Annotated in this window: 24 protein-coding genes and 1 other annotated feature; of the genes, 17 read left to right on the forward strand and 7 right to left on the reverse strand. The window is 44.5% G+C overall.

The window, feature by feature from the left end:
* The first annotated feature begins 467 nt into the window (after positions 1 to 467).
* Positions 468 to 1,412, forward strand: coding sequence for a TIGR01212 family radical SAM protein (locus tag NL647_RS15990; protein ID WP_253650388.1), 945 nt, complete (start codon positions 468 to 470; stop codon positions 1,410 to 1,412).
* A 50-nt stretch (positions 1,413 to 1,462) separates the two neighbouring features.
* Positions 1,463 to 3,208 (forward strand): diguanylate cyclase, encoded by a 1,746-nt coding sequence (locus NL647_RS15995; protein WP_253650389.1) that lies wholly within the window; start codon positions 1,463 to 1,465, stop codon positions 3,206 to 3,208.
* Between the two features lie 39 nt (positions 3,209 to 3,247).
* Here the strand turns inward: NL647_RS15995 and NL647_RS16000 are convergent, their stop codons facing one another.
* Complete coding sequence (locus NL647_RS16000) at positions 3,248 to 3,442, reverse strand: hypothetical protein (RefSeq protein WP_069218190.1); 195 nt, start codon at positions 3,440 to 3,442, stop codon at positions 3,248 to 3,250.
* Between NL647_RS16000 and arcB the strand changes: the two genes are divergently transcribed.
* Together arcB and NL647_RS16010 are read left to right on the forward strand one after the other, a co-directional pair.
* Positions 3,432 to 5,801 carry an aerobic respiration two-component sensor histidine kinase ArcB gene (gene arcB / locus NL647_RS16005; RefSeq protein WP_017190094.1) on the forward strand — a complete coding sequence of 790 codons (2,370 nt, stop codon included), beginning with the start codon at positions 3,432 to 3,434 and terminating at the stop codon, positions 5,799 to 5,801. The genes NL647_RS16000 and arcB overlap by 11 nt on opposite strands.
* 1 nt (position 5,802) lies before the next feature.
* Positions 5,803 to 6,252 (forward strand): hypothetical protein, encoded by a 450-nt coding sequence (locus NL647_RS16010; protein WP_005447850.1) that lies wholly within the window; start codon positions 5,803 to 5,805, stop codon positions 6,250 to 6,252.
* A gap of 104 nt (positions 6,253 to 6,356) precedes the next feature.
* On the opposite strand, the gene arcA is transcribed toward NL647_RS16010, so the two are convergent.
* Positions 6,357 to 7,073: a two-component system response regulator ArcA gene (arcA, locus tag NL647_RS16015; RefSeq protein WP_005447851.1), complete on the reverse strand. Its 717-nt coding sequence runs from the start codon at positions 7,071 to 7,073 to the stop codon at positions 6,357 to 6,359.
* Positions 7,074 to 7,434: 361 nt separating this feature from the next.
* Here arcA and NL647_RS16020 point away from each other — a divergent pair, with 361 nt between their 5' ends.
* Positions 7,435 to 7,842: a DUF3293 domain-containing protein gene (locus tag NL647_RS16020; RefSeq protein ID WP_005447853.1), complete on the forward strand. Its 408-nt coding sequence runs from the start codon at positions 7,435 to 7,437 to the stop codon at positions 7,840 to 7,842.
* A 54-nt stretch (positions 7,843 to 7,896) separates the two neighbouring features.
* Positions 7,897 to 8,379 carry a putative 4-hydroxy-4-methyl-2-oxoglutarate aldolase gene (locus tag NL647_RS16025; protein ID WP_074051069.1) on the forward strand — a complete coding sequence of 161 codons (483 nt, stop codon included), beginning with the start codon at positions 7,897 to 7,899 and terminating at the stop codon, positions 8,377 to 8,379.
* Here the strand turns inward: NL647_RS16025 and NL647_RS16030 are convergent.
* Positions 8,376 to 8,846 carry a hypothetical protein gene (locus NL647_RS16030; protein ID WP_005447857.1) on the reverse strand — a complete coding sequence of 157 codons (471 nt, stop codon included), beginning with the start codon at positions 8,844 to 8,846 and terminating at the stop codon, positions 8,376 to 8,378. The genes NL647_RS16025 and NL647_RS16030 overlap by 4 nt on opposite strands.
* Before the next feature lie 441 nt (positions 8,847 to 9,287).
* Positions 9,288 to 9,404 (forward strand) — a sequence feature (Thr leader region).
* 53 nt (positions 9,405 to 9,457) lie between these two features.
* Here NL647_RS16030 and thrA point away from each other — a divergent pair.
* The 4 genes from thrA (at position 9,458) to NL647_RS16050 (ending at position 14,970) form a co-directional block, all read left to right on the forward strand.
* Positions 9,458 to 11,917: a bifunctional aspartate kinase/homoserine dehydrogenase I gene (gene thrA / locus NL647_RS16035; protein ID WP_005447860.1), complete on the forward strand. Its 2,460-nt coding sequence runs from the start codon at positions 9,458 to 9,460 to the stop codon at positions 11,915 to 11,917.
* Positions 11,918 to 11,937: 20 nt separating this feature from the next.
* Positions 11,938 to 12,894, forward strand: coding sequence for a homoserine kinase (gene thrB, locus NL647_RS16040; protein ID WP_005447861.1), 957 nt, complete (start codon positions 11,938 to 11,940; stop codon positions 12,892 to 12,894).
* A complete protein-coding gene (gene thrC / locus NL647_RS16045; protein ID WP_009702444.1) occupies positions 12,891 to 14,171 on the forward strand; it encodes a threonine synthase in 1,281 nt (426 codons plus the stop codon). The genes thrB and thrC overlap by 4 nt, the downstream gene beginning before the upstream one ends.
* 139 nt (positions 14,172 to 14,310) lie before the next feature.
* Entirely contained in the window at positions 14,311 to 14,970 is a 660-nt protein-coding gene (locus tag NL647_RS16050) for an NADPH-dependent FMN reductase (RefSeq protein ID WP_047512476.1), read from the forward strand.
* A 111-nt stretch (positions 14,971 to 15,081) separates the two neighbouring features.
* On the opposite strand, the gene grcA is transcribed toward NL647_RS16050, so the two are convergent.
* Positions 15,082 to 15,459: an autonomous glycyl radical cofactor GrcA gene (gene grcA, locus NL647_RS16055; protein WP_005434930.1), complete on the reverse strand. Its 378-nt coding sequence runs from the start codon at positions 15,457 to 15,459 to the stop codon at positions 15,082 to 15,084.
* A 326-nt stretch (positions 15,460 to 15,785) separates the two neighbouring features.
* Between grcA and nfo the strand changes: the two genes are divergently transcribed.
* From nfo to NL647_RS16070, 3 genes are all read left to right on the forward strand, one after another.
* Positions 15,786 to 16,673, forward strand: a complete 888-nt coding sequence (nfo, locus tag NL647_RS16060; protein ID WP_005447864.1) for a deoxyribonuclease IV — start codon at positions 15,786 to 15,788, stop codon at positions 16,671 to 16,673.
* A 405-nt stretch (positions 16,674 to 17,078) separates the two neighbouring features.
* Positions 17,079 to 17,759 (forward strand): uracil-DNA glycosylase, encoded by a 681-nt coding sequence (gene ung, locus NL647_RS16065; protein ID WP_005447865.1) that lies wholly within the window; start codon positions 17,079 to 17,081, stop codon positions 17,757 to 17,759.
* A gap of 142 nt (positions 17,760 to 17,901) precedes the next feature.
* The gene (locus tag NL647_RS16070; protein WP_005447874.1) at positions 17,902 to 18,453 is read left to right on the forward strand and encodes a hemerythrin domain-containing protein; all 552 of its coding nucleotides are present in this window, start codon (positions 17,902 to 17,904) and stop codon (positions 18,451 to 18,453) included.
* A gap of 229 nt (positions 18,454 to 18,682) precedes the next feature.
* Here the strand turns inward: NL647_RS16070 and NL647_RS16075 are convergent, their stop codons facing one another.
* Positions 18,683 to 18,868, reverse strand: a complete 186-nt coding sequence (locus tag NL647_RS16075) for a DUF3545 family protein (RefSeq protein ID WP_005447876.1) — start codon at positions 18,866 to 18,868, stop codon at positions 18,683 to 18,685.
* A 722-nt stretch (positions 18,869 to 19,590) separates the two neighbouring features.
* On the opposite strand from NL647_RS16075, the gene NL647_RS16080 reads away from it, so the two are divergent.
* From NL647_RS16080 to NL647_RS16090, 3 genes are all read left to right on the forward strand, one after another.
* Positions 19,591 to 21,027 (forward strand): sodium:alanine symporter family protein, encoded by a 1,437-nt coding sequence (locus NL647_RS16080; RefSeq protein WP_005447878.1) that lies wholly within the window; start codon positions 19,591 to 19,593, stop codon positions 21,025 to 21,027.
* Between the two features lie 117 nt (positions 21,028 to 21,144).
* Positions 21,145 to 21,921: a peroxide stress protein YaaA gene (gene yaaA / locus NL647_RS16085; protein ID WP_005447880.1), complete on the forward strand. Its 777-nt coding sequence runs from the start codon at positions 21,145 to 21,147 to the stop codon at positions 21,919 to 21,921.
* A gap of 201 nt (positions 21,922 to 22,122) precedes the next feature.
* On the forward strand, positions 22,123 to 22,758 hold the full coding sequence (locus NL647_RS16090; protein ID WP_005447882.1) for an alternative oxidase: 636 nt from the start codon (positions 22,123 to 22,125) through the stop codon (positions 22,756 to 22,758).
* Between the two features lie 60 nt (positions 22,759 to 22,818).
* On the opposite strand, the gene srmB is transcribed toward NL647_RS16090, so the two are convergent.
* Both srmB and NL647_RS16100 read right to left on the reverse strand, forming a co-directional pair.
* Positions 22,819 to 24,042, reverse strand: a complete 1,224-nt coding sequence (gene srmB / locus NL647_RS16095; protein WP_005447883.1) for an ATP-dependent RNA helicase SrmB — start codon at positions 24,040 to 24,042, stop codon at positions 22,819 to 22,821.
* A 107-nt stretch (positions 24,043 to 24,149) separates the two neighbouring features.
* Positions 24,150 to 24,869, reverse strand: coding sequence for a tRNA1(Val) (adenine(37)-N6)-methyltransferase (locus NL647_RS16100; protein ID WP_009700497.1), 720 nt, complete (start codon positions 24,867 to 24,869; stop codon positions 24,150 to 24,152).
* Between the two features lie 330 nt (positions 24,870 to 25,199).
* Here NL647_RS16100 and brnQ point away from each other — a divergent pair, with 330 nt between their 5' ends.
* Entirely contained in the window at positions 25,200 to 26,513 is a 1,314-nt protein-coding gene (gene brnQ / locus NL647_RS16105; protein ID WP_009697628.1) for a branched-chain amino acid transport system II carrier protein, read from the forward strand.
* Positions 26,514 to 26,551: the final 38 nt, after the last annotated feature.

A 26,551-nucleotide genomic window follows, 5' to 3' on the forward strand; every position in this document is an offset into this window, starting at 1 on the left:
TATTTATGATTCGCCACTGATCGAGGTTGACCAGTCTTGATTCCTTTCCGTATCTCGCAGGAAAAATTTTGCGAGAAAAACAATCCTTGGTGATATCCCTTTATTTATTGTCACAATTTAGTGACTTATATAGGTGGGAGCGGGATAACGCCGACAATTCCCGCAGTTGATGTTGTAATAAAAGTCACAAAAACGACGGGGTTGTGTAAGTATCCTACAATTTTGTGACTTCGAAATGCAACGAAAAGTCGTCTTTGTGACCCAATTTTTTCGTTTAAATATTCACTTTTTGTTTAACATTTACGCAACATTGCAGGTTTTAAGTTGGTTTTATGCAGTTTTATTGATTTCGCACCGCCACCTGTTTGTTTGAATTGACTAGAATTATTTGTTTTTTCTTGCAGGGATGTAATTTAGTTACATAAATCGTAGTGAGATTTATTACGGTTTACTATTGGTGAGAATCTATGCAGTTACATGAGTTGGTCAACACATTAGGCCAAGACCTTCAGCGCCGTTATGGCGAAAAAGTCCATAAACTGACTTTGCACGGTGGTTTCAGTTGTCCAAACCGCGATGGCACTATTGGTCGAGGTGGATGCACATTTTGTAATGTGGCTTCATTTGCGGATGAAGAAGTACAGATCAAAAGTATCCACGATCAATTGAAAGATCGTGCTGGAGAGATCCACAGGGCGAAGAAGTATCTGGCATATTTTCAGGCGTACACCAGTACCTATGCAGAAGTGCAAGTTCTTAAAAACATGTACGAGGAAGCACTCAAGGCTGCAGATATCGTCGGCCTTTGTGTGGGCACTCGTCCAGATTGCGTTCCTGATGCTGTGCTGGATTTACTGTCTGACTATGTGAATCAAGGTTATGAGATTTGGCTAGAACTGGGTCTTCAAACTGCCAACAATGACACCCTCAAGCGTATCAACCGTGGTCATGATTTTGAGTGTTATGCAGAAATCACCAAGCGCGCTCGGGCACTAGGTATTAGAGTTTGTACTCATCTGATCGTCGGTTTGCCTAGAGAAACACGCGATGACAACATCGACACATTGCGTAAAGTTTTGGGCGTCGGCACAGATGGTATCAAACTGCATGGTTTACATATCGTAGAAGGCAGTACAATGGCGAAAGCGTGGCGTGCCGGAAAGCTAGAAGCCCCAGAATTGGAGGATTACGTTGCTATCGCCAGTGAAATGATCCGCATGACTCCTAAAGAAGTGATCTTCCATCGCGTTTCCTCAGCAGCTCGCCGTCCTACTCTTTTGTCGCCGTTGTGGTGTGAAAACCGCTGGTTAGCGATGACTGAAATTGGTCGTGCATTGGATCGAGAAGGCCCACAAGGCAGCTTAACTGGTGATGCCTTCATCTATATCAAACCAGAATTAAAGGCAGAATGATCGATTAATAACTGTTATATTTCCTCCGATTTGCTTGAAAGGTCGGAAAAATGGATCAGTTACTCAATTGGCTCTGGGATGGGCAGGGCGACTACGGATTTGTGGTCCTGCTCTCTGTTGTATGTGTAATCACAGTTACGCTGATCTATATACGATTTCAATCTGCTTTAAAACTTATCGTTACTGACTCTCCTTACCCTGTTCTCGTGTTAGATGCGGGCAGTGGTCAATTGTTGCTCTCCAATGATTCTGCCATGCAATTGCTTGGTATCCGCCGTTTAGGTTCTGGGTTTCTCTATCCTGCTTCTTTTAATACTGACGAGATAATTGCATTACTTGATAGCTTTTCCAGCCGACATTTTGGGCAGCAGCTGTTTGATTGGCGGTTGTCTGAAACAGAGAATATTAAGATTGAGTTATCTGGTCGAAAGAGCTTACTTCGTGGGCATCGCGTATGGATTATTTACGCTCAGCCTTACCAGTTTACTCGCCAAGAGCAGCAACAAGAATTAGAGCAGTTAGGTATTGCTCGTTCCGCTCTCGACTCGTTATCTGAATTGATATGTCTGCAAGATAAGCAAGGTAAAGTACTGACAACCAACCGTGCGTTTGACCTGTTTTGGGAAGGGCGCAGAGAAGAAGCTTGCTCCTCCAAGATGAACCCAATAGCTACACGTAAAACTGAGAGGCGTTGGACAACCGATCAGCAAGGTCGAAGTTGTTTGTTGGAAGTAAACCAAAGTTCTTTGGTTTCTCAGTCCGGAGAGATGATTGGTACTTTATCTATCAGCCATGATGTTACTGAATGGCACAAGATGCAGCAGAATTTGCGCGACGAAATGGAACGTCGTAAAGATACCGAAGTCGCCTTGGCACAGCGCGATACAATCTTACAAACCATTTTGGATGCCAGCCCAGACTCTATCGGTATCTTCAATGAAAACATGGTTTACCAGGCTTGTAATAAACCATTTGTGAATGCGTTAGGCATTTCTGATGTAGGGGATTTGATTGGTAAGCGACTACAAGACGTAGTGCCTGATGATATTTACCTTCGTTTGGAAGCTAGTGACATGCAAGCATTGCAGCAAACACAACCTGTACGCTACATCGATAAAGTGAGCAGCACTGATGGGTATCATACTTGGTTTGATGTGGTGAAATCGCCGTTTAAAGACCGAGCATCGGGTACTAACGGTGTATTGATTATGGCACGTGATATCTCTGAGCGTTATCTTGCAGAGCAAAAGCTTGAGGAAGCGAATTTGGAGTTAGAAAAATTAAGCTTCTCTGACAGCCTGACAAAAGTCGCTAACCGTCGCCGCTTCGATGAACAACTTCATACTCTTTGGTATCACCATATTCGTGAGAAATTGCCGCTGACGATCATGTTGTGTGATATTGATTTCTTTAAAGACTATAACGACTGCTATGGTCACCAAAAAGGTGATGATGCTTTAGTCCAAGTCGCTGCGGCGTTTCAACAGGTGGTGAGTCGGTCATCGGACTGCGTAGCACGATATGGTGGGGAAGAGTTTGGCTTTATCTTGCCAAACACCACAACGGAAGGTGCACACAAAGTTGCCAAACGCATCCATGAACAAATCCACGAACTTGCTGTGGAACATAGTAACTCAACGACTTCGGATCGGTTGACGATGAGTATCGGCTTTGTTTCTTACATCCCGCATCATGGTGACGAACCAGAAATGGGCGTTGCAATGGCAGACAGCGCACTCTATCAAGCTAAGGCTGATGGGCGTGACTGCACTCGAGTTCATCCTGGTTCTTATTAACGCTTTGTGACCGCTTGCTCTAAGTTGAGAGCAGGCGGTTTAAATCACCGTATCAAACACGTTAAACTGCGAATACACAGCATGAGGCGCTGATGAGCCCTGAAGCGTCGCCATTTCAGTTGTGTGTCTTTCAAACATTGATGCTGTTGAGTAACTGCGCTTAACGGTTTTGCTTTTCAAACTGATCAGGGTTCGATGTCTAGCTTGTTCCATGGAGTAGTGAATGAAGCCCATGAAAAATCTCGCCCAGTACTATGTTGACCTATTGGTTAAGCTGGGGATTGTCCGTTTCTCGATACTACTGGCGTTGGCGCTGGTTGCACTGGCTGTTGTTGTGCAAGTTGGTATCACGTTGGCGCTTAAGGGTAACGTTGACGATATAGATATCGTTCGTTCGGTATTCTTTGGTCTACTTATTACCCCTTGGGCGGTGTATTTCCTATCTGTCGTGGTGGATCAGCTTGAAGAGTCTCGTCAAAGACTGACCAAGTTAGTATCTAAGCTTAAGGACATGCGTTCGCGTGACCAAGAGCTGAACTTTCAACTGCAGCAGAACATTGAAAAGCTCAACCAAGAAATTGAAGAGCGTATTAAAGCAGAAGAAGCACGTGAAGAAGCGATGCAAGACTTGGAGAATGAGGTGTTCCAACGTGAGCGTACTCAGCTTGAGCTTGCCGAGCGTACGGCGCTGTTACGTTCTTTTATCGATGCATCTCCAGATTTGATTTACTACCGCAACGCTGATGGTGTTTTTTCTGGCTGTAACCGCGCGATGGAAGAGTTAACTGGTAAGAAAGAACACCAATTAGTGGGCTTGAGCCCTTGGGATGTCTACAGCAAAGAAGTGGCTGAGCATATCGTCGATACCGACCAAAAAGTCTTTGCTGATAACCAAGCAATTACCTACGAGCAATGGCTAGAATACCCTGATGGTCGCAAACATTACTTTGAATTGCGCAAAGTACCGTTCTACAGCAAAGATGGTCGCCACCTTGGTCTGGTTGGTTTCGGTCGCGATATCACCGAGCGTAAGCGCCATGAAGAATCATTAGAAAAAGCCAGCCGTGATAAAACCACCTTTATCTCCACTATCAGTCATGAGCTGCGCACACCGTTAAACGGCATTGTAGGCTTGAGTCGTATGTTGCTTGATAGTCAGTTGACTGAAGAGCAACGTAAACACATGCAAACCATCAATGTTAGTGCCATTACTTTGGGCAACATCTTTAACGACATTATCGACATGGACAAATTTGACCGTCGTAAGTTGGAGTTGTTACCTGCACCATTGAACTTTGAAGACTTCGTCGCTGAAATTGAAAGTATCTCGGCTCTGATGGCTGAACAGAAAGGGCTACGCTTCGATCTAGAGCGTTTGAGCTCGCTACCAAAAGCGATAGAAGTGGATGCGACACGTCTACGCCAGGTTATCTGGAACTTGGTTAGCAACGCCATGAAGTTCACCAAAGAAGGTGGCGTCGTAATGACGGTGAGTGCAGATGTAGAAGATGATTATGCGACCATCATTATGGAAGTGGAAGATACTGGCATCGGTATCCCTGATGAGGAGTTAGATAAGATCTTTGCGATGTACTACCAAGTGAAATCAGGCAAAGATAACCTGCATGCGGTGGGTACTGGTATCGGTTTGGCGGTTTCTAAGCAGCTGATCAACATGATGGACGGTGACATTACCGTAGCAAGTGAGGAAGGATTCGGTAGTACCTTTACCGTATCGATTCACGTGCCAGTGGTTGAGTTAGAAGCACCTGTTATCGATGCAAAACGCGACAATGTACATCTTAATATCTTTATGGTCGAAGACATCGAACTTAATGTCACTGTTGCGAAATCTCTGCTCGAAAGCTTGGGGCACTCTGTTACTGTCGCAATGACGGGTGAGGAAGCGCTGGTGAACTTCGTACCGGATGAATACGACTTAGCTTTGCTTGATATTCAGCTTCCGGACATGACTGGGTTTGACGTGGCTAAGTACTACCGTGAACACTACGATAATCTACCGCCGCTGGTGGCATTGACTGCGAATGTCATGAAAGATCGTCGTGAATATCTCGATAACGGTATGGATGATGCCATAAGCAAACCACTTGCAGTTCAAGCGTTACAAGCGGTGATCGATAAGTTCTTCGTTGAGCGCGTTGAGAACAATGAGAGTGTGATGGAAGAGATCGCAGAAGCTGAAGTCATCGAAGAGGCGACACCGATGCCATCTCCAGTCATCAATACCCACTTGCTGGATCTTGATATGCTAGAGTCTTACGTGGATATCGTTGGCGTGAAGCCTGTGTATGACAGTATTAAGATGTTTGAAGACATGATGCCTGATTATATCGAGGTGTTGGACTCAAACATGACGGCAAAAGACCAAGACGGTATTGTTTCTGAAGCACATAAAATTAAAGGTGCAGCAGGCTCGATTGGTTTAAAACACATCCAAAGCGTCGCACAGAAAGCACAATCTCCTGATATGCCTGCTTGGTGGGAGAACATATCGGATTGGGTCGAAGAAATTAAAAACGAATATCAAAATGATATTCAAGTATTGAAGAGTTGGTTGGAACAGAGGAAATAAAATGAAGAAATTTGCATCGGCAGCACTGGCAATTGCGCTACTGGCGGGTTGTAGTTCTGCTCCTCAAGTTGGATGGCAACAAGGCAGCCAAGTCACGATGAATACAGTGAACGTTGAGCTAAAGAGCAACCTATGGGTAAACCTGATGCCAACCATTGGTGAAGTTCAAGAGCAGAACGTTCATGGCGCATTGTACCTAAAAGCAGATAATGAGCTGCCTGCAAACTTAACGGTTGATGCTCTGATTATTAAGCAAGGTGATTCAGAGTGGGAAATTGATGGTGACTTATTAGAGTTACGTACCCACAGTGAAAATCAGTGGGAAGTGGCGTTTGTATGGCAAATCGAAGCGGATATGGAGAAGTCGGTCGATTTGGCGTTATTGTTAGATGACGCAGGCAAGAAAGAGTGGTTAGTCGAGAAAGGCATCAAGATCGACAAAGTGTATTAGCCACTAAGCTTGTATTAACCATTAAGTTTGCATTTATTGCTAAGTGACAGATAGCAAAAGGGCTTGCTCATTGAGCAAGCCCTTATTGTTTATGCTGGGGCAGATTAGTCTTCTAGATCGCCACAGAAGCGGTAGCCTTCACCGTGAATAGTCGCGATGATTTCAGGTGTACCTGATACTGATTCGAAGTGCTTACGAATGCGACGGATAGTTACGTCTACAGTACGGTCATGTGGCTTAAGCTCACGACCTGTCATCTTCTTAAGAAGGTCAGCACGAGTTTGAATCTTACCTGGGTTCTCACAGAAGTGCAGTAGAGCACGGAACTCAGAGCGTGGCAGTTTGTAGCTGTCACCAGATGGGCTCACTAGAGAGCGGCTGTTGATGTCTAACACCCAACCGTTGAACTCGTATTTTTCTACCGAGCGTTTCTCTTCCTGTACAGCGTTAGTGCTCATTGAGCGGCTTAGCAGGTTGCGAGCACGGATAGTTAGTTCACGCGGATTGAATGGTTTCGTGATGTAGTCATCAGCACCGATTTCAAGACCTAGGATCTTGTCTACTTCATTGTCACGACCAGTCAGGAACATCAGTGCGATGTTCGCTTGCTCGCGAAGTTCACGTGCTAGAAGGAGACCATTCTTGCCTGGAAGATTAATGTCCATAATAACCAAGTTGATTGAATTTTCAGACAACACTTGGTGCATTTCTTCACCGTCACTGGCTTCAAAAACAGCGTATCCCTCTGCTTCAAAAATACTCTTAAGAGTGTTACGAGTTACTTGCTCATCTTCTACGATAAGAATCTGCGGGGTTTGCATTGGCGGTACCTAAATTTGTGACAAAATTGTGCTAATAGAATAAATTCTAGGCAAAAATATAACATACAGGTAATGTGATTTTGATAATAAATCAAGTTGATCAAAAAAACACTTCTTTCAGTTATCCGCCTTCCTTGGAATTTTGCCAACTCACCAGTATCCGATGGCGACGTTTATTCTATAGGGCTTGTTTACCTTTCAATTCCCTGTAATTACGGAGCCTGAAACGTAAACACCCTAAGATATGGAGCGGATTTTATATTGTTAACAGCATGCTAACAATGCTCAAATGTTAATTCCATTCAGTTTGTTGATTTACATCAATTGATGAAATGTAACTGTTATTAATCGTTTAAGAGTTATGATAGAAAAAAGTAATACGAACATAGACGCATCGTTATGGAATGCTTATTCAGAGTCTTTCTTCCGTTTTCACGCTGAATGGGAGGTAACCAACTACGCGGTGATAACTGCTTGGAACCCTTACAGTAATCTGCGGTCAAAAGAAGAGAACTGCATAAGTAATCATAAACTCGAACAACAATTAAACCACGTTAAATACGTGCCTGTCACGGTTGGCGATCAGACATTTGAATGGTTTGAAGAGAGCTATGCTGCTGAGTTAACACCGCAAGCCGCAATAGACCTGGCGAATCAATTTCAACAAAACGCGATTTATTACGTCATTGATGACGAGCTTTACTTGATTGCTTGTTCAGAACCTGAAGTTTTGCACAAGCTCGGAACAATACAGCCGCGACTCGTCTAGAAGGATACTACTTATCTGAGCTTCAGCTTAGGTGAGACAATTCACGGAGGAAATATGAGAGACATAACACCAGACATTTGTGACCAGTTTGAGGACCAAGTCATCCTGCTTAGCTTACCATTGCAGAACTTTGGTCAACGCACGGCCTTTCATGGCGAGATTGTCACTGTACGTTGTTACCACGATAACTCCAAAGTACGCGAAGTACTGAACGAAGATGGCACTGGAAAAGTGCTGATTGTTGATGGACACGGCTCATGTCAAAAAGCGTTGCTAGGTGATCAGCTCGCGATTCTCGGTATCGAAAATGGTTGGGAAGGCATTATTGTTTACGGTGCGATTCGCGATGTGGCACAAATGTCACAAATGGATATTGGTGTTCAAGCTTTGGGTACATGCCCGTTTAAAACAGAGAAGCGTGGCGTGGGAGAAATCAACGTGACATTGACGATGCAAAACCAAATCGTGCAGCCAAAACACTATGTTTACGCAGACTGGAATGGGGTTTTGATTTCGAAAGAAGCGCTGGACTTCTAGAAGCGGAAACCTAATCCTACTTCGAAGCCTTGTTGCCAATCTTGGTAATCTAGAGTGGCGTGAAGATCCAAATTCTCGGTGATTTTCACGCGACTTGAGACTTCAGCAGCAAGGCTACTGTCTTCTTCTCGGATACCTTCCGCCGTTTCAGCTTTATAAGATCTAACAGTACTTTTCACTGTTACTCGATCATTAAAGTGATAACTGATCCCACTAAGAAAACCGCTTTGGTTTTTTGTTGGCGAGTTGTTGACTCGCGCACCAACGTAAAGATCAACGGAATCAAACAGCTCGTATGAGTAACCACCATCTATGTTCCATACATCGAAGCTATCTGTTTGATAGTTTTCACTAGAGATGAAAAGCTTGTGTGGAGACGAAGAAGTTTTGCCTGGAAGAGGCGGAAGATCGTTAGCAAGACAAACGCTAGGCACGGCGAATAGCAACAGAAAAATCCATTTTTTCATGTGACCACTCCTTGTGTCTAACTTTGTTATTAGTATGTGCTAAAAGCTTCTCACTATTAAAGCATAGAATATGAAAGCCAGCTCATTTATTTTCCACTTAATTCGATCCTAGGAACCTTGATCACAGTTAAGTTGTTGTTAAATAGAACCTGCAAAGATCAGTTTTCGATTGTGCATATTTGCATCAAGATCTTACATAGGATCTTCATCCTAATAGATCTGTAAGAACCATGAGCGAATGACTGAAAAAAAAGAATAAAATCGTAAGCAGACTAACTCATTGTAATTACACTTAAATATCAACGACATTGCGCAGCAGAAATCTCTACAAGGCCGGAAAATACACAATTTTTTGTTGACTCTGTTTCGGAAACTCGGTAAACGTAGAGTTAAGAAAACACACAACTATCGTTGAATATTTATTTATGACATCTCACAGCCAAGTAGTAATGACCACAACCATTATTATTACCGACACGACCAATGTTGGGGCAGGCTGCTGAGCGAAAGAAATTCACAAGAAAGGCCTGTATCCAACAAGATACAGGCCTTTTTTTATGCTTTTTTATAAAGAATTTAGACAGATCTAAGAAGATACATCGGAGGAAGGGATGCGAGTATTAAAGTTTGGCGGCTCATCATTAGCGGATGCAGATCGCTTTCTAAGAGCGGCGGATATCATCGCCAACAATGCGCAGCAAGAAGAAGTCGCAGTGGTACTTTCAGCACCAGGCAAAACGACCAATAAACTGGTCGCGGTGATTGAAGGTGCACTTCGCAATGGTGAAGCTGAGTTGCAAATCAATGAACTTGAAGCTTCGTTCAAAGCATTATTTTCAGATATCCAAAATGTATTGCCAAACATCGATGGTGCTGCATTTGATAACCAAGTAAAAACTTCACTTTCTCAGCTTCGCCAATTCGTTCACGGCATCAATCTTCTTGGTATGTGCCCAAACAACGTCAACGCACGCATCATTAGTAAAGGTGAGCGCGTCTCGATTCAGTTGATGAAAGCGGTATTAGAAGCGAAAGGGCAACCTGCGCATCTTATCGACCCAGTCGAGTATCTATACGCAAAAGGCGATCACCTAGAAGCGATGGTCGATGTTGAAGTCTCTACTCAGAACTTCCGCCAAAATCCTCTTCCTCAAGGTCACGTAAATATCATGCCTGGTTTTACCGCAGGTAATGAGAAAGGTGAGTTAGTAACACTTGGTCGTAATGGCTCTGACTACTCTGCTGCGGTTCTTGCAGCGTGTCTGCGCGCAGATTGCTGTGAAATTTGGACTGACGTTGATGGTGTTTACAACTGTGACCCTCGTTTGGTGGAAGATGCTCGTCTTCTTAAATCACTGAGCTACCAAGAAGCGATGGAGCTTTCTTACTTTGGTGCATCCGTTCTGCATCCGAAAACCATCGCACCAATCGCACAATTCCATATTCCTTGTCTGATCAAAAACAGCTTTAACCCACAAGGGGCAGGTACGCTGATTGGTCAAGACACTGGCGAAGATAACCTCGCAATCAAAGGCATCACGACGCTGAACGACCTAACGATGGTTAACGTGTCTGGTCCTGGTATGAAGGGTATGGTTGGCATGGCAAGCCGAGTATTTGGTGCAATGTCATCAGCCGGTGTGTCTATCGTTCTGATCACTCAATCTTCTTCTGAGTACAGCATCAGCTTCTGTATCGAAGCGCAAGACAAAGCAAAAGCACAACAAGTATTGGCGGATGCGTTTGAACTTGAACTAAAAGACGGTCTACTTGAACCAGTCGAGTTCATTGATGATGTTTCTATTGTGACACTTGTGGGTGACGGTATGCGTACATCACGCGGTGTTGCATCTCGTTTCTTCTCATCTCTTGCTGAAGTGAACGTAAACATTGTCGCCATTGCACAGGGCTCATCTGAGCGTGCAATCTCAGCTGTGATTCCTGAAGATAAAATCTCTGAAGCGATCAAAGCCTGTCACGAGAACCTATTCAACTCTAAGCACTTCTTAGATGTATTCGTGGTTGGTATTGGCGGCGTTGGTGGTGAACTGGTGGATCAGATCGAGCGTCAACAAGCGAAGCTTGCGGAAAAAGGCATTGTGATTCGCGTATGCGGCTTAGCAAACAGTAAAGGTCTTCTACTTGATAGTGAAGGGCTGCCACTGGAGCATTGGCGTGACCGTATGTCGGCAGCGACAGAAGAATTCAGCCTAGCGCGTCTGATTTCTTTAGTGCAACGCAACCACATCATCAACCCAGTATTGGTTGACTGTACTTCAAGTGAAGATATCGCGAATCAATACGCAGACTTCCTAGCAGCAGGTTTCCACGTAGTCACGCCAAACAAGAAAGCAAACACAGCAAGCATGGCTTACTACCATCAACTTCGCGATGTAGCGCGCAGCTCTCGTCGTAAGCTGATGTATGAAACAACCGTAGGTGCAGGTCTACCGGTAATCGAAAACCTACAAAACTTAATCTCAGCAGGTGATGAACTAGAGCGCTTCAGCGGCATCCTTTCTGGCTCTCTTTCTTACATCTTCGGCAAGTTAGACGAAGGCATGAGCCTAAGTGAAGCAACCAACATCGCCAAGCAAAACGGCTTTACCGAGCCTGACCCTCGTGATGATCTATCGGGTATGGACGTTGCGCGTAAGCTACTTATCCTTGCTCGTGAAGCTGGTATGTCCCTAGAACTAGAAGACGTTGTGGTTGATCAAGCTCTGCCACCAGGTTTTGACGACTCAGGCAGCGTTGAAGAGTTCATGGAACGTTTACCAGAGGCGGACGCGTACTTTAAAGAGCTGTCAGCTAAAGCGGCGGAAGAGGGCAAAGTGCTGCGTTATGTAGGTGAAATCGTTGATGGTAAATGCACGGTAAGCATTGCTGCCGTAGATGAAAATGATCCGATGTTTAAGATCAAAGATGGTGAAAACGCACTGGCATTCTACAGCCGCTACTACCAACCAATTCCACTGGTATTGCGTGGTTACGGTGCGGGTACTGAGGTTACGGCAGCGGGCGTATTCTCGGATGTGATGCGTACTTTAGGTTGGAAGCTAGGGGTATAACGACAATGAGTTCAAGTGATATGGATGTAGTGGTCTACGCCCCAGCATCAATTGGTAATGTAAGCGTTGGTTTTGATGTTCTGGGGGCGGCGGTGTCCCCAGTTGATGGCACACTATTGGGTGACCGTGTATTGGTTAAATCTGGGGCTGAGCCGTTCAGCCTAAAGACGGCTGGTGATTTTGTTGAGAAGCTACCAACTGAGCCAAAAGAGAACATCGTTTACGATTGTTGGGTAGTGTTTGCTCGCGAGCTAGACAAGAAAGGCGTCGAGCTAAAGCCACTTGAAATGACACTAGAAAAGAACATGCCAATCGGCTCTGGATTAGGCTCAAGTGCATGTTCTATCGTTGCTGCATTAGATGCATTGAACCGATTCCATGGTCAGCCGCTTAACGAGACAGAGTTACTGGCGCTGATGGGAGAAATGGAAGGTAAGATCTCTGGTGGTATTCACTACGATAACGTCGCACCGTGTTACCTTGGCGGTGTGCAATTGATGCTTGAAGAGTTGGGTATTATCAGCCAAGAAGTGCCTTGCTTTGATGATTGGTTCTGGGTAATGGCATATCCGGGTATCAAAGTATCAACAGCAGAAGCGCGTGAGATCCTACCATCTCAATATCGCCGACAAGATATCATTGCTCATGGTCGCCATCTTGCGGGCTTTATTCATGCGTGTCATTCTGGTCAGCCAGAACTTGCTGCAAAAATGATCAAAGACGTGATCGCAGAACCGTATCGTGAGAAACTGCTCCCGGGTTTTGCAAATGCACGTCAATACGCAGCGTCTGCGGGTGCATTGGCAACCGGTATTTCTGGCAGTGGTCCGACACTGTTCAGTATTTGCAAAGAGAAAGATGTCGCTGAGCGAGTTGCTCGCTGGTTAGAACAGAACTACGTACAAAACGAAGAAGGATTCGTCCACGTTTGTCGTCTAGATAAGCAGGGTTCGAAAGTAACAGGAAGTGAGCTATGAAGCTTTACAATATAAAAGAAAATGATGAACAAGTTTCCTTTGGTCAAGCCGTTCGCCAAGGGTTAGGTCGTAACCAAGGTCTATTTTTCCCATCGGAACTACCAAAATTTGAAGACGTTGATGCGCTACTGGCAGAAGACTTTGTCTCTCGTAGCACGAAAATCCTATCTGCACTGATTGGTGATGAGCTGGCGGAAGAGCAAGTTAACGCATTGGTTGACGCTGCATTCCAATTCCCTGCGCCAATTAATCAAGTGAAAGACGGTGTTTACGCTCTGGAACTGTTCCATGGTCCAACGCTTGCATTTAAAGACTTTGGTGGTCGCTTTATGGCGCAATCTCTTGCAGCCGTTTCGGACGGCGGCAAGATCACCATTCTGACTGCAACTTCTGGCGATACTGGCGCAGCCGTTGCGCATGCTTTCTACGGTATGGAAGACATCAACGTTGTGATTCTTTACCCGAAAGGCAAGATCAGCCCACTGCAAGAAAAGCTATTCTGTACGCTTGGTAAAAACATTCACACTGTCGCGATCGATGGTGACTTCGACGCGTGTCAGGCTCTGGTTAAGCAAGCTTTTGATGATTCGGCATTGCGTGAAGAGATCGGTCTGAACTCTGCAAACTCAATCAACATCAGCCGCTTGATGGCACAAATCTGTTACTACTTTGAAGCTGCCGCGCAAATGAGTAAGCAAGAGCGTGAAAACCTAGTCGTGTCTGTACCAAGTGGTAACTTTGGTAACCTAACTGCTGGTCTACTGGCAAAAGCGCTGGGTCTGCCTATCAAACGTTTTATCGCTGCAACTAATGCTAATGACACGGTACCGCGTTACCTACAAACGGGTAAGTGGGAGCCAAAACCAACGGTCGCAACGACATCGAACGCGATGGACGTGAGTCAACCAAACAACTGGCCTCGTATCGAAGAGTTGTGTCGCGTGAAAGAGTGGGGCTTGGAGACGCTAGGAAAAGGTGCTGTATCTGATGAGCAAAGCGCTCAGTCAGTGAAAGACTTACATGCTTTAGGTTACCTGTGTGAACCGCACGGTGCGATTGCTTACCGTGTTCTTGAAGAGCAACTGCAAGATGGTGAGACCGGTCTGTTCCTATGTACTGCACACCCTGCGAAGTTCAAAGAAGTGGTGGATGACATTCTGCAATCTGACATTGACCTTCCTGCACCGCTAGCGAAGCACGCTGCGATGGAACTGTTATCAGAAGATCTCGACGCAGACTTTGACGCATTGAAACAAGTACTGCGCCGCGTGCAGTAAGCTTCAAAAGCACAGCAAGCACCAAAACAGAAATAGCGAGAGGTGGATGAGTAATCATTCACCTTTTTTATTGCCGATAAGTTTTAACTCTCTTTATGCTTGAGAAACGAACTTAACCGAATGAGATGGAAAGAGAAGCATGCATTTTTTGATTTTTCTTGGCTCAGTGAGAGACAGTACACCACCACGACCAGCCCGTTTAGGGATGCGAGTCAGTTTAGCGTGTGAAAAACTCATCGTGAGTCAGCATTCGCAACATACTGTCGAAATCATCGACCCATTGAACTATGACTTTGGCGATGTGTTTAAGCCCGAGTTTGCTTATCACCGCTCTAAAGTGCCGCAGCACCTAAGTGAGTTGGCAGACAAAATCAAACAGGCCGATGGGTATGTGATGGTTAGCCCGGAATACAACCATTCGATGAGCCCAGCTTTGGCAAACATGCTTAATCACTTTGGCAGTTCGCTGTTTTCCTATAAGCCAAGTGCTATCGTGACCTACTCTGCCGGGCAATGGGGTGGTGCTCGTGCTGCAGTGTCGATGCGTACTTTCTTATCCGAGTTGGGGTGCTTGCCTGTGTCGGCAATGATCCACATTCCGAAAGCACAAGAGGTATTTGATGAGCACGGTGTGGCTGCGAATGAGTCGGAGCAGGCGCAGTGGGACAGTTATATGAATCGCACCCTGCATCAACTGATTTGGTGGGCAGAAGGGGCGTCACTGCAAAGAGATAGGCTTGATCCAACCTCGTTGGCACAAGCGTTTCAGAAAGATCCTTCGCAAAGAAATGCACCTTGAAGGCGAGTTGCTTTTTACTATCGGAAGGGTTTTGAAGGATCCAGAAACAAAAAAAGCTTGGTCATTGCTGACCAAGCTTTTTAAATTCTAGCAAACTAGTTTACTGAGAGATTATAGAGACTCAGTAAAAGTACGAGCGATTACGTCACGTTGCTGTTCTGGAGTTAGCGAGTTGAAACGTACTGCGTAACCAGAAACACGGATAGTTAGCTGTGGGTAGTTCTCTGGGTGTGCAACTGCATCTTCTAGAGTTTCACGTTTAAGAACGTTCACGTTTAGGTGTTGACCACCTTCGATGCGAGGAGCAGTTTCGATTGCTACTTCACGGCTTTCGTATTCACCTAGGTCGCTGATTGCGATAACTTGGTCTGCTTCGTAAGTTGATGCTGCAGCAACACAACGCGCTTCGTTCTTCTCGCTATCTAGTAGCCAGATTGAGTTTAGTAGTTCGTCGTTAGCTGCTTTAGTAATTTGGATACCTTGGATCATCACTATCTCCTAGACCACTTACGTGGTGATTATTGGTGTTAATTTTCGAATTTTTGTCGAGCTAAGTATTATATAGCCAATATCCATTATTTTAATATTGATTTAAGTCAAAAAACAACTAAAAACCTTAATTTTTTGAAGGTGATTTTCTTGAGTTAAATCAATAAAACGTTTGAAAACATACTATTTACAATTTATTTGATAATATAAAAAATATTTAAAAGTTAATTTTGTTGTAAATTTACTACAAAATGAGCTCAAAAATTAACCTTGGTAACGCAACTGCCTGTATTTAGGTAGTCATCCTGAAAGTCTAAAGTGATTAAATGACAAACATGAAAAACAAGTTTGGAAACAAATTTATTGGTGCTCACGTGTCCGCGGCTGGAGGAGTCGATCAAGCGCCTCTTCGTGCTCGTGAGATTGGTGCGAATGCGTTTGCTCTGTTTACTAAGAACCAGCGTCAATGGGTTGCTAAACCACTCGAAGAAAAAACCATTAGTGCATTCAAAGCAAACTGCAAAATGCTTGGCTTCGGCGCCGAACACATTCTGCCCCATGACTCTTATCTGATTAACTTGGGGGCGCCGGAAGAAGAAAAGCTGAATAAATCCCGCGCGGCATTTATTGACGAGATGGAGCGTTGTAACCAGTTAGGTTTAACCTTGCTCAACTTCCACCCTGGTAGCCACTTAAAGAAAGTGTCAGAACAGGCGTGTTTGTCGACGATCGCTGAGTCGATCAACCTGGCGCACAAAGCAGTGCCGAATGTGATCGCAGTGATTGAGAACACTGCAGGTCAGGGCACTAACTTGGGTTGGAAGTTTGAGCATCTTGCTGAAATCATCGATCAAGTAGAAGACAAAGAACGTGTTGGCGTGTGTCTTGATACTTGCCACACGTTTACTGCCGGTTACGATCTGCGTACCAAAGAGGATTGTGAGCATACCTTTGCCGAGTTCGATCGTATCGTAGGCATGCACTATTTAAGAGCAATGCATCTAAATGATTCAAAAGTCGAATTCGCTAGCAAGGTTGACCGTCACCACTCATTAGGCAAAGGCGAGATCGGTTGGAGCTGTTTTGAGTACATCGCTAAAGATCCACGTTTTGATGGTATCCCTTTGATTTTAGAAACAATTGACCCAGATATTTGGCAGCAAGAAATCAACACCTTACGCCAATTCCACATTGAAGAAATGGTTAATTCCTAACGGGATGGTAAAGTTGGCATCCTTCTTTCTTAGCTAAAACCATTGAGCGGTTATGCGCTTGTTTTAAACGCCTGAACTCAACGTTGTAGTTAGGCGAAGCTAGTTAGGAGGATGACAATATGTCTCGACCAGTTTCTTTTATCCCAGCGACACACTCTCGACGAGTATTACGTTTACCTACTCCAAACCGCCATATCTCAGGACAAGGGCATTTTCGAACGCCGCAGCGTAATTAGCGTCATCATTATTAGTATTGGTTACTTTGGTTTTAGCCAAACCAGCATGGATTAACACCAGCTGTCTGCGCGTCAGTTTTTGAAAAGCCGTCTCAAGCTGGTGGTAAGTTTTTGTTTGTTTGGGTTTCGCTCGTTAGAATAGAGGGAAACTTTAGGACAGGAACTTTCCATGAATCAGTTACCCACTTGGCACGATGTGATCGGCGAAGAAAAACAGCAGAGCTACTTTGTCGATACTTTGAATTTTGTTGAAGCAGAACGAGCGGCAGGCAAAGCCATTTATCCGCCAGCCAAAGACGTATTTAACGCTTTTCGTTTTACCGAGTTCAAAGACGTTAAGGTAGTGATTCTGGGGCAAGATCCTTACCACGGTCCTAATCAAGCGCATGGTTTGTGTTTCTCTGTGTTGCCCGGCATTAAAACGCCACCGTCTTTGGTGAATATGTACAAAGAGTTGGCGCAAGATATCGAAGGTTTTCAAATTCCTCAACATGGTTTTTTGCAAAGCTGGGCAGAGCAAGGTGTGTTGCTACTAAATACCGTATTGACGGTAGAGCAGGGCAAAGCACACTCGCACTCAAAAACGGGCTGGGAAACCTTTACTGACCGCGTAATTGAAGCGATTAACCAGCATCAACAAGGTGTGGTGTTCCTGCTGTGGGGCTCACACGCGCAGAAGAAAGGTCGCTTTATCGATCGTAACAAACACTATGTGTTAACGGCACCGCATCCATCACCGTTGTCTGCTCACCGAGGTTTCTTTGGTAGCAAACCATTTTCACAAGCGAACCAGATCCTCTCTCAGCAAGGCAAAGAGGTCATCAATTGGCACCTACCAATGGCGGTGTAAAGTGCACTTTCCTCTTATATAAGGAGAGAGCAATCAGTACAGCGATCGTGACATCACGATCGCTGTTTTTTTGAACACCGTCGAGTCAGGTTTTCGCTTTCTCATATACACTTATTAAAAGTAGGTGTTAAGGAGAGACGCTATGATGATCGAAAGAATTCGACGCGAACACGGCTATATGGTCCGTCTGCTGGCAATACTGCGCCACAAATTGAATGAGATTAAACAAGAACGCGCCATCAACTATGCGTTGGTGAGTGAGATCGTGGATTATCTTTCTAACCATTCAGAAAAAATTCACCATCCTAAAGAAGACATTCTCTATCGCTACTTCCTAGAGCATTATGGTCAGCAAAAGACCATGGAAAACTTGGAACAGGAACATCAAGATCTGGCGGACAAAACCAAAGCGTTTTCAATGTTGATTGAGATGATTTTGCAGGATGCTGTTGTCCCTCAAGATATGTTCGTTGCTCAGCTTGAAGACTTCATCGTGACGCAAAAGCGCCACCTGGAGCTAGAAGAGCGCCAAATCTTACCTCTAATTGAAGAGTTGTTCACTTCGCAAGACTGGCAATATGTTGAAAGCCTATGGCATGAGAACGAGGACGATCCTGTGTTTGGTAATACTATTGCAGATCGCTACAAGCAACTTGCTGATCGAGTGCGTCAGAACGACGCTGAGTTTGTCTAAAACATAAAAATGACGAAGTAATCGATTGCGTGTACGTAGTTTGTTTCGTCATTTTCTTGTCTAATGGGAATTGTTTAGAAATTGTCTCGTTTAAAATATGAGTGAAAACTGAGGGAAATTCTCAATAGATAAGAATGGGCGTCATGCCAATAAAATCAGCATGAAAATCACCCACTTTTGTCCTCTCTATAAATGACAAAAGGCACCATTGAGGTGCCTTTTGTGCGAATTATAGTTTGATGTCATCCAGAGTGATGTCGTTGCAGACATCGAGTTCGCGCAGCTCTTTGAGCAAATTGCGTCTATCGTTCATTTCTTCGATTTCTCGCCACTTACGCTTCACTGGTTTTGAGCGAGACTTGGTTGTTGAGGTAGTATCCAGACCAAATAGGTCATCGAGTTGAAAGCCTTCCATAAGCCACCTTTACCTTTTTCTATCTAAACTGTTATATCCAGTCCTTGTGGAGCTTTTTAAGTACCACAATAGGCGTGAGAATAACCATGATATATTTCGCATTTGTGTCGGTAACATGACATTTTCGCGTAAAAATACTCACAGAATCACATTTTGCACATATCTGAAGTGGACAAAAAATAAGCGAACGAACTCACGAAAACGATTAAATGAAGAGATTTGGTATGTTAATTCGAAGGGCTCATTTTACTCAATTTTTGAATACTAAGGTTGCATAGCATCGCTTTGATTAAAATGTATCCAATCGTAACAAAGCGGAGTAAGAAATTTTTCTCAGATACCTTGTGATAACTAGCCTCATCAAAAATAAATGGTACTGCGTTTTGTTAATGACGGAAGGGCTATTTATGTTGAGATTTGATAAACAAGATGTTGCTGTTTGTGAGCGTTAAGTTTTCCTTTTATGTTAACTTTTGGTGACTTTCTAGTGAAAAATAACAAGGTTATTTTACTTGTTGCATATTGATTTTTGCTTTTCGAGGCTGCATTATCCGCCCGTCAAAAAATACGCTGGTACGTAAAATGGATGCATGAAGCGACGTTTACGATTCTAGATTGCGCAATAAACATTACTCAAAAAGCTAAGCACACTTTGACACTTAGCAGGCAATCTGGTGGATGGCTTGGAAGCAAAGACCGGCGCAACTCACTTTGAGGTACACATGACAGACTTAATCAATTTGATGAACGATCTCCTTTGGGGTTCGATTCTGGTTTATCTTCTTGTTGGTGTAGGAATCTACTTCACCGTTCGATTGGGATTCATTCAATTTCGTCATTTCGGCCACATGTTCTCTGTTCTGAAGAACAGCCGTAAAGCAGACAAAGCTGGTATTTCTTCTTTCCAAGCGCTTTGTACTAGTCTTGCTGCACGTGTAGGTACAGGTAACATGGCGGGTGTTGCTGTTGCTTTGACAGCAGGTGGTCCTGGTGCAATCTTCTGGATGTGGTTGATTGCAATGCTTGGTATGGCGACGTCGTTTGCGGAAAGTACGCTAGCGCAGCTATACAAAACCAAAGATGATGATGGCAACTACCGCGGTGGTCCTGCTTACTACATGGAAAAAGGTTTGGGTATGCGCTGGATGGGCGTGCTGTTCTCGATTTTCCTAATCATCGCTTTTGGTTTGGTATTCAATGCCGTTCAAGCAAACTCAATTGCAAACGCAATGAGCACTGCATTTGGTTGGAATGACCTTTATGTTGGTATTGCTGTTGTAGCACTGTCAGCCGTCGTTATCTTTGGTGGTATTAAGCGTATTGCGAAAGTAGCTGAACTGATTGTTCCAGTGATGGCACTAGCATACTTACTACTAGCGTTGTTTGTGATGTTCTCTAACCTAGACAAACTACCAGATGTGCTAATGCTTATCTTCAAGAGCGCATTTGGTCTGCAAGAAGCAGCTGCGGGTGGTCTTGGTTACGCAATCGCACAAGCGATGATCAACGGTATCAAACGCGGTCTGTTCTCGAACGAAGCTGGTATGGGTTCTGCACCAAATGCAGCAGCATCTGCAACCCCTTATCCACCGCACCCTGCATCTCAAGGTTACGTTCAGATGCTAGGCGTATTCATGGATACGATTGTTATCTGTTCTGCGACAGTGGCTATCATCCTTATGTCAGGTGAGTACGTTGGTCAAGCAACGGAAGTGACCGGTATTGAGCTAACTCAGCGTGCATTGAGCTCACAAGTTGGTGATTGGGGCAGCATCTTTGTTGCTGTTGCGATCTTCTTCTTCGCATTTACTTCGATTATTGCGAACTACTCATACGCTGAAACGAACCTAATCTTCCTAGAGCACAACCACAAAGCAGGTCTAGGCATCTTCCGTATCATTGTATTGGGTATGGTTATGTTCGGTGCGCTAGCATCACTACCTGTGGTTTGGTCACTGGCTGACGTATCAATGGGTTTGATGGCGATAGTGAACTTGGTGGCGATTCTATTGCTATCTGGTATCGTGATTAAACTGGCGAAAGACTACAACCGCCAGCTAAGCGAAGGTAAAGTGCCGACGTTTGATGCAAATGACTTCCCTGAGCTGAAGTCTCAGCTAGAAGATGGCATTTGGGACAACACGAAAAAAGAAGACTAAGTGATGTTCACTGCCAATCATTGTTGAAAGCTATCAACACGATTCAAAAAGCCATGCAGACAATGCATGGCTTTTTTTGTACTCTAAATGGAAAATAGAATTAGGGAAGTTAAAGTCATGCTCATCGTAGTTTCTCCAGCTAAAACGCTCGATTACGAATCACCACTCGCGACCGAGAAGTTTACTCAACCTGACTTGGTTAGCTATTCAAAAGCGCTGATCGAGGTATGCCGTAAATTAACACCTGCCGATGTTGCATCACTGATGAAAGTGAGCGACAAAATCGCTGATTTGAACGTTGGCCGTTTCCAAGAGTGGAGTGAAACTTTCACCACAGATAATGCTCGCCAAGCCATTTTGGCATTTAAAGGCGATGTGTACACAGGTCTTGAAGCGGAAACCCTTTCTGACGCTGATTTTGACTACGCTCAAGATCACCTAAGAATGCTATCTGGTCTATACGGTCTGCTTAAGCCACTCGATTTAATGCAGCCATACCGTCTTGAGATGGGCACTAAGCTGGCGAACGACAAGGGATCTAACCTTTACCAGTTCTGGGGTAATGTCATTACCGATAAGCTGAATGAAGCGATTGCTGCGCAAGGCGACAACGTATTGATTAACCTTGCATCAAATGAATATTTCAAAGCGGTGAAGCCAAAGAACTTGGATGCACAAGTGATCACGCCTATCTTCAAAGACTGTAAGAATGGTCAATATAAGGTGATCAGCTTTTACGCGAAGAAAGCGCGCGGCATGATGGCTCGCTACATCATCGAAAACCGTATCGAAAGCGTTGCTGACCTCACTAAGTTTGATGTTGCGGGTTACTACTTCGTTGAAGAAGAGTCGACACCAACAGACTTAGTGTTCAAACGAGAAGAGCAAAACTGATTGAAGTCAGTCAATCGCGAGTTGATGATTCAGCGAAATAAAGTACGCCAAAAAGCCGGATAGTTATCCGGCTTTTTTTATGCCTATTCGATCTGATCTTAATCGAATTTTTACATAAAAAGTTTATATCTTAAAAAATAGTTGAGTAATAAAGTTTAAAGTTGTATTTTAAATGCAACTTTAAAAATAAGGAGTTCTCCTATGTCAGACTTCAAGCTCACACACAAAAAAGCCTCTAAGTTATCGGAGTACGTTGCACTGCGTATTACCAAATTGCTGAAATTCACTCTGAACATCTTTTATGGCAAGAAATACGCGAAACGAGCGGTAATTCTCGAAACCATCGCAGCCGTGCCGGGTATGGTAGCTGGGATGTTCAATCACTTGAAAGCGCTACGCCGAATGAAAGATGATGAAGGCTGGATCCGAGAACTTCTCGATGAGGCTGAGAACGAGCGCATGCACCTAATGATTTTCCTCGATATTGCCAAGCCAAGTTTGGTTGAGCGTTTGTTGGTGTTGCTGGGACAAGGTGTTTTCATTGTTGTGTACAGCTTCATCTATCTGCTGTCTTCTAAAATCGCTCACCGTGTTGTTGGTTACTTCGAAGAAGAAGCGTGTAACAGCTACACTGAGTACCTAGAGAAAATTGATAGCGGGGAAGTGGAGAACGTACCAGCCCCGACTCTGGCGATTGATTACTACAAGCTGCCAACTGATGCGATGCTAAGAGATGTGATTTTGCGTATTCGAGAGGATGAAGCGGGGCACCGTGACCGTAACCATGGCTTCGCTGATGCCTATGAAGACAAAACCTTGCCTGCTCATCAACTATAGATGAAAAACAAAAAGAGCCGCGATTGCGGCTCTTTTAGATTTGAAATCAATTAGACGTGATTACTTCTTCTTAGCGGTTTTCTTTTTCGCTACTTTCTTCTTGTCGTCTTTTTTCTTTTTCTTCTTAAACACAGGCTTTTTGTGTTTAGGGCGCATCTCTTTCACGAAACGTTCTTTGATGTCTTCTTTCACGTAACGAGCAACGCGATCCATCATTGGTTGGTCGTGCGCTTCTACGATTGAGATAGCATTACCTTTCTTACCTGCACGAGCCGTACGACCAATGCGGTGAAGGTACACGTCTGCCGTGCGTGGCATATCGTAGTTGATTACGTGTGATACGTCAGGAAGGTCGATACCGCGTGCCGCTACGTCTGTCGCTAATAGCACGTTTACAGTGCCTTCACGGAAGCGAGAAATCGCGTTGTTACGACGATCTTGAGGCATTTCGCCTTGAATCCAAGAACATGGAATCTGTGCGCTCTCTAACTGGGCACGAAGCTCTGCTAAACGCTCGCGAGTCTTCAAGAATACGATAGTGCGTTCTGCTTGCTCTGTGATGATGTGTTTTAGTAGGGCAAGTTTATGCTCTGCGTCATCAGCACGGTGGTACCACTGTGCGATCTTCTTACGCTCACGTAGTGGTGATTTTGCGTCGATCTCTGCTGGTTCGTTCAGTAGGTCTGCTGTGAAACCCTCTACGCCTTTGCCTTCTAGTGTTGCTGAGAACAGAAGGGTTTGTTTGCGCCAGCGACATTCGTTAGACAGACGGTCAACAGTTGGAGCAAAGCCCATGTCTAGCATGCGGTCTGCTTCATCAAGGATTAGCCATTCAATCGCACGACAGTCAAAACGTTCTGCGTCAATGTATTCACGTAGACGACCTGGTGTTGCTACTACGATATCTTGCGTCGTTGCTAGGATATCTGCGTGCTCTTGGTATTGAACACCACCAGTGATGGTGAAGATGTTTAGCTTGGTGTTTTTCGCTAAAGCACGAGCTTGATCCGCTACCTGCATCGCAAGTTCACGAGTTGGGGTTAGGATCAGAATACGTGCAGGTCCAGGTTTACGACGTGGGAAATCTTGCAGGTATTGCAGTGCTGGCAGGACGAATGCTGCCGTTTTACCAGTACCAGTTGGTGCTGACGCTAGAATGTCACGACCATCTAACGCTTGTGGAATCGCTTCTGCCTGAATTTTAGTTGGGCGTTCGTAGCCCATCTCGTCAATGGCTTCAAGTAGGTTTTGGTCTAGATCAAGTTCAGCAAAGGTTCTGATCACAATGAGTTCTCCACAAGCAAAGCTTGGTTAATGGTTCGCCACAGCAGCATAGAATATAAAAAGGTCGCACATTATAAAGTGATTGGTGACAAGGATCACATGTTATTTCACATCTTAAGATAAAACTCGCGAGTTAGCTGAGTAAAGTCGTCGCTATAACCCTCGTTTGAGTGAATGATCAAGTGCGTTTCTTGAGTATCACAAGCTTGTTTGGCTAATTCAAACAGTAAACGGTGGACTGGCTTTTTCTGTGATGGTTGCACGCGACAGATACGCGATAAGAACCATCCTTGCTGTTTAGCCATGGCAATAAACAATTCGCCTTCTGTAATCGGCAGAACAAAACTGGCAGTACCGTCTTCTTCGAGTAGTTCATTACAGCGTTTAAGTAATGAAGCGTGTTGCAAAGTATCCGTGTGTCGAGCAGTTGCACGTTGGCTTTGCTTCGATTGCTCACCACTGTTGAAGTAGGGCGGATTACAGATGATGTGCTCGAAGCGATGTGTTGGTTCAAACTGCAATACATCGGCGTGGTGGATGTGAAGCCTGTCGGACCAAGAGGATAGGGTGAAGTTTTGCTGCGCTGCTTCTACCGCTGATGTTTCAATATCAAGAGCGGTGATCTGTGCGGCAGGAAATCGCTGTGCACACATTAGTGCTAGCAAGCCCGTGCCTGTACCAATGTCCAAAATTTTACTCTGTGGTGAGCAATTTGCCCAAGCGCCAAGCATCACACCATCAGTGCTTACGGGCATGCCACTTTCACCGCCGTGAATCGAAAACTGCTTGAACTTGAAGTCCTTAGTCTGAAATTTTTCGCTCTTCATGATTGTTTTATTTTTACTCAATAATAGAGTTAATTTCTCTATTGTTTCTTAATTGTATAGATTGTTATCTTGTTGGTTATTAAATTGTATTTCAATTTGATCGAGATAATGAACTGGTCTCAAATCTATAGTTAGTGATATTCACTGCTTTTAAGTTGACGAACTAAATTAATATGGTGTTTTTTTCTTAAAGGTTGCCAAATGATGGGTACTTCGTCATTATGCGGCGGAAATTTATAGATTGAACCACAGGTACTCATTAACTTTGGGTATACAAAAAAGTGGTCGATGCATACACAACATTCATCAATTAGAGAAAAAGGGTTATCTGTGAAGCAGACGTTAAAACTAACAGATATTATCGCAGTAGGCTTTATGCTATTTGCGTTCTTTTTGGGTGCTGGCAACATCATTTTCCCACCACTAGCGGGTCAGCTAGCCGGTGATCACCTGATGCCAGCAATGTTCGGTTTCTTGCTAACAGCGGTAGGTCTACCTCTTATTACTATCGTTGCTATTGCTGTGGCAGGCGGCTCTTGGGATCACTTGACTCAAGATCTTCCTAAGAAAGCAGCAGTGCTGATGGCGGCGTTGATCTTCATCATCATTGGTCCTGCATTTGCTGCACCTCGTACAGGTCTTGTAGCATATGAAATGGCAGTGAAACCATTCTTCCTAGATGCCTCTCAAGCGCATCTAACATCATTCTCAATCTTGTTCTTTGCGGTGGCTATGATCTTCGCTTGGTTCCAAGGTCGTTTGATTGATTTGATTGGTAAAGTGCTAACGCCAGTTCTGTTCCTTGGTCTTATCGTTCTTGCTATTGCGGTATTCATTGACCCACAAGGCGAAATGATGGGCGCGCACGGCGAGTACCTAACTCAACCATTGACTAAGGGCTTCCTTGAAGGCTACAACACCATGGATACGTTCGCATCGTTGATGTTCGGTATGCTAATGGTGGACGCACTTCGCAGTAAAGGCATCACTGAGCGTGCAGCAACGACAAAATACCTAATCTGTGCTGGCTGTATTGCCGCTGCAGGTCTTGCGTTCGTATACATCTCATTGTTCTACCTAGGTGCGACGAGTTCAACTATTGCAGCAGGCGCAGACAACGGTGGTGCTGTGCTGAGCCAATACGTTCAGGCGCTATTTGGTCCTTACGGTCAGATTGTACTTTCAATCATCGTATTGCTTGCATGTTTGACGACGGCTATCGGTCTTATCTCTGCATGTTCAGATTTCTTCAGCTCTAAAACGAAACTGACTTACAAGCAGTGGGTTATTATCAACGGTGCGGCTTGTGCACTGATTGCAAACGTTGGTCTGTCTCAGCTAATTTCTCTATCAGTTCCGGTTCTGTTTGCGCTATACCCAGTAGCAGTAGCATTGGTTGCGCTAACGTTTGTACGTAGCAAGCTTCCAAACCCACGAGTGGCTTACCGCTCTGTACTGCTAGTATCACTGTTATTTGCATTGATTGATGCTGCGAAAGTTGCGGGTCTAGACGTGTCTGCATTCAACATGCTGCCGCTATTTGAAGTGGGCATGGGTTGGGTTCTACCAACATTTGCAGCGATTGTTTGCATGTTCTTTATTGCTAAGTCCTCACAACCAGAGTTGACTGAAGAAACTGCATAATTGCTGACTAGCAAAACAAAAAAAGCCCGGTGAAGTGA

This window comes from Vibrio sp. Y29_XK_CS5, assembly GCF_024181835.1.
In the GTDB taxonomy this organism is placed as follows: domain Bacteria; phylum Pseudomonadota; class Gammaproteobacteria; order Enterobacterales; family Vibrionaceae; genus Vibrio; species Vibrio harveyi.